Source organism: Streptomyces sp. NRRL F-5755 (assembly GCF_001279365.1).
Lineage (GTDB): Bacteria > Actinomycetota > Actinomycetes > Streptomycetales > Streptomycetaceae > Streptomyces > Streptomyces rimosus.
The window spans coordinates 1-3,497 of sequence record NZ_LGCW01000120.1 but is presented as its reverse complement, the minus strand read 5'-3'; the positions used below and the strand labels follow the sequence as shown (position 1 = coordinate 3,497).

At 69.3% G+C, this 3,497-nt stretch carries 3 protein-coding genes; 2 read left to right on the top strand and 1 reads right to left on the bottom strand.

Annotated features, from left to right (window positions below; genetic code table 11):
- Positions 1-411: 411 nt before the first annotated feature.
- Entirely contained in the window at positions 412-678 is a 267-nt protein-coding gene (gene rpsT / locus ADK86_RS14325) for a 30S ribosomal protein S20 (RefSeq protein ID WP_030023016.1), read from the bottom strand.
- A 192-nt stretch (positions 679-870) separates the two neighbouring features.
- Here rpsT and lepA point away from each other — a divergent pair, with 192 nt between their 5' ends.
- Together lepA and ADK86_RS14315 are read left to right on the top strand one after the other, a co-directional pair.
- A complete protein-coding gene (gene lepA, locus ADK86_RS14320; protein WP_078952039.1) occupies positions 871-2,739 on the top strand; it encodes a translation elongation factor 4 in 1,869 nt (622 codons plus the stop codon).
- 264 nt (positions 2,740-3,003) lie between these two features.
- Positions 3,004-3,306: a hypothetical protein gene (locus tag ADK86_RS14315; protein ID WP_053696948.1), complete on the top strand. Its 303-nt coding sequence runs from the start codon at positions 3,004-3,006 to the stop codon at positions 3,304-3,306.
- Positions 3,307-3,497: the final 191 nt, after the last annotated feature.

Genomic DNA, 3,497 nt, shown 5'->3' with positions numbered 1-3,497 from the left:
CGGGGCCGCCCCGGCCCCCACCCCGTACGCCCCCTGCTGCGGCACCCCCGAACCAAAGGCCCCCGGCCCAGGCTGTGGCTGCGCATACGGATTGTTCGGGTCCCCCGGAATCGACATGCGCGGCAGCGTAGCCGACCGGGACGGCACCCAGACCCCCCGCGGTGACCGGGACCACAGCCACCCCGCCGAATGCGCCGTCGCGCGCGCCCGTACGACCCCTCGCGACCCCCAACGACAACGGACCCCGCGGTGCCCTGGGGAAGGGCGACCGCGAGGTCCGTCGTTTCAAGCTGTGTGTGCGCCGCACCCGCGTGGCGAACGCAGGCCGTGTGCGGCGCGGTGGTGCACCGGAAGGAGCGGAGAGAGGGGCCGCTGGGCCCTTACCGGCAGTGGTGAAGCGTCGAGAACAGGTCAGGCCTTGAGGGCCGCGACCTTCTTGGCCAGCGCCGACTTCTTGTTGGCGGCGGCGTTCTTGTGGATGACACCCTTGCTGACGGCCTTGTCCAGCTTCTTGGCGGCCTCGGCCTGGGCGGTGGCGGCCTTCTGCAGGTCACCGGCCTCCACGGCCTCACGGGTGCGACGGATCGCGGTACGCAGCGAGGACTTCACAGCCTTGTTGCGCTGCCGAGCCTTCTCGTTGGTCTTGATCCGCTTCATCTGGGACTTGATGTTCGCCACGAAAGAGCCTTTTCAGGTTCGTTGGATTTACGAGTCGCGCCTCGCACGAGAGAGGGCACAAAGCGCAGTGGACCAGGCTACCAGCAGCCTCCACAGCCTCCCAAACCGGACCAGGACCGCCGCGCATGGGACGATGGGGGAGACGAAAAACAACCGAGTCCCGCCTACCCGCGTTCTCTGAATGGACCCTGCGTGCCCGCGACCCCTACGAACGTGCCGGAGCCGAGCCGTACCGACCCGGCTCTCATCCGTAACTTTTGCATCATCGCGCACATCGACCACGGCAAGTCCACGCTCGCCGACCGGATGCTCCAGCTGACCGGCGTCGTTGAGCAGCGGCAGATGCGCGCGCAGTACCTCGACCGCATGGACATCGAGCGCGAGCGCGGCATCACGATCAAGTCCCAGGCGGTCCGGCTGCCCTGGGCCCGCTCCGACGAGGACGGTGGCGCGACCCACATCCTCAACATGATCGACACCCCGGGCCACGTGGACTTCACGTATGAGGTCTCGCGCTCCCTCGCCGCATGCGAGGGCTGCATCCTCCTCGTGGACGCAGCCCAGGGCATCGAGGCGCAGACCCTCGCCAACCTGTACCTGGCGATGGAGCACGACCTCCAGATCATCCCGGTGCTGAACAAGATCGACCTGCCGGCCGCGCAGCCCGAGAAGTTCGCCAAGGAGCTGGCCAACCTCGTCGGCTGCGAGCCCGAGGACGTGCTGAAGGTCTCCGCGAAGACCGGTGAGGGCGTCGCCGAGCTGCTGGACAAGGTCGTCCGCGAGGTGCCGGCCCCGGTCGGCGTCAAGGACGCGCCGGCGCGCGCGATGATCTTCGACTCGGTCTACGACGCGTACCGCGGCGTCGTGACGTACGTGAAGGTCGTCGACGGCACGCTGAGCAAGCGCGAGCGCATCAAGATGATGTCCACCGGCGCCGCCCACGAGCTGCTGGAGATCGGCACGAACTCGCCCGAGATGACGGCCGCCGACGGCCTGTCCGTGGGCGAGGTCGGCTACCTGATCACCGGTGTGAAGGACGTCCGCCAGTCCAAGGTCGGCGACACCATCACCCAGCTCAGCAAGGGTGCCGAGGAGCCGCTGGGCGGCTACAAGGACCCCAAGCCGATGGTCTTCTCCGGCCTGTACCCGCTGGACGGATCGGACTACCCGGAGCTGCGCGACGCCCTGGACAAGCTCCAGCTCAACGACGCCGCGCTGGTCTACGAGCCGGAGACCTCCGCGGCCCTCGGCTTCGGCTTCCGCGTCGGCTTCCTGGGCCTGCTGCACCTGGAGGTCATCCGCGAGCGCCTGGAGCGCGAGTTCGGCCTCGACCTGATCGCCACCGCGCCCAACGTGATCTACCGCGTGATCATGGAGGACGGCGAGGAGCACGAGGTCACCAACCCGAGCGAGTTCCCCACCGGCAAGATCGCCGAGGTGCACGAGCCGGTCGTACGGGCCACGATCCTGGCGCCCAGCGAGTTCATCGGCGCGATCATGGAGCTGTGCCAGAACCGCCGCGGCAACCTGCTCGGCATGGACTACCTCTCCGAGGACCGGGTGGAGATCCGCTACACCCTCCCGCTCGCCGAGGTCGTCTTCGACTTCTTCGACCAGCTCAAGTCCAAGACCCGCGGCTACGCCTCGCTGGACTACGAGCCCACCGGCGAGCAGATCGCCAGCCTGGTCAAGGTCGACATCCTGCTGCACGGCGACCAGGTGGACGCCTTCTCCGCGATCTGCCACAAGGACAAGGCGTACGCGTACGGCGTACGGCTGGTCTCCAAGCTGCGCGAGCTGATCCCGCGGCAGAGCTTCGAGGTGCCGGTCCAGGCCGCCATCGGCAGCCGGGTGATCGCCCGCGAGACCATCCGCGCCATCCGCAAGGACGTGCTCGCCAAGTGCTACGGCGGCGACATCTCCCGTAAGCGGAAGCTGCTGGAGAAGCAGAAGGAAGGCAAGAAGCGGATGAAGATGGTCGGCAGCGTGGAGGTTCCGCAGGAAGCCTTCATCGCGGTGCTGTCCTCCGACTCCGACGGCGACTCCAAGGGCAAGAAGTAGCCCGCCCGTAGTCCCCTCCCGCACGTTTCACACAGCCCCCGGCCGGTCCAGGCCGGGGGCTGTGTGCTGTGTACCCGTACGGAACGGCCGTCCGGGCCGTACGGCATCCGGGCGGTCGGCCGGGAAATCGGCGGGCAAACGGTTTCCCGGACGCGCGGGACGACGTTGTCGTGGGTGGCAGCGGTGTTCCGGGCGCTCCAGGGGGCGCGTCCGGGCGGCATGAGCGCCGTGCCGCCGAGGAGGCCGCGCCGGAAAGGGATACGGATGAAGTACGTCAAGGCCGCCGCACTGCTGGCCGGCGCCGCGCTGTCGGTGGGCGCCGCCATGCCCGCCGTCGCCACGCCCGCCTTCGCCGACCGGACGGGGGCGGAGAAGTTCAAGAGCGGCGTCAGCGGAACGGCGGAGGATGTGCAGCGGGCCGTCACCTCCCTCGGTGACGGGGTGAAGGAGATCAACAGCACGCTGCGCGGCGACGAGCGGGTCGGTCATATGGTCGGCGATTCGGCCGCGGCGAACGCGCCCAGCGCGGACGGCATCGGGGTCCAGGCCGCTTCAATGAGGCGCTGAGCGCGCCGGGCCGTTGAGTACGCGGGGCCGCCGCACGCGCCAAACCGTTGAGCGCGCGGGGCCGCCGCACGCGCCGGGCCGCCGACCCGCCCCCGTAGCCACGATTCGAACCTGTCCGGGCCGGGCCCGTCGCGGCCCGCCCGGAACCTGGCCCCCGTACCGCGGAAATCGGCCCACCTACCCCCCGGAAG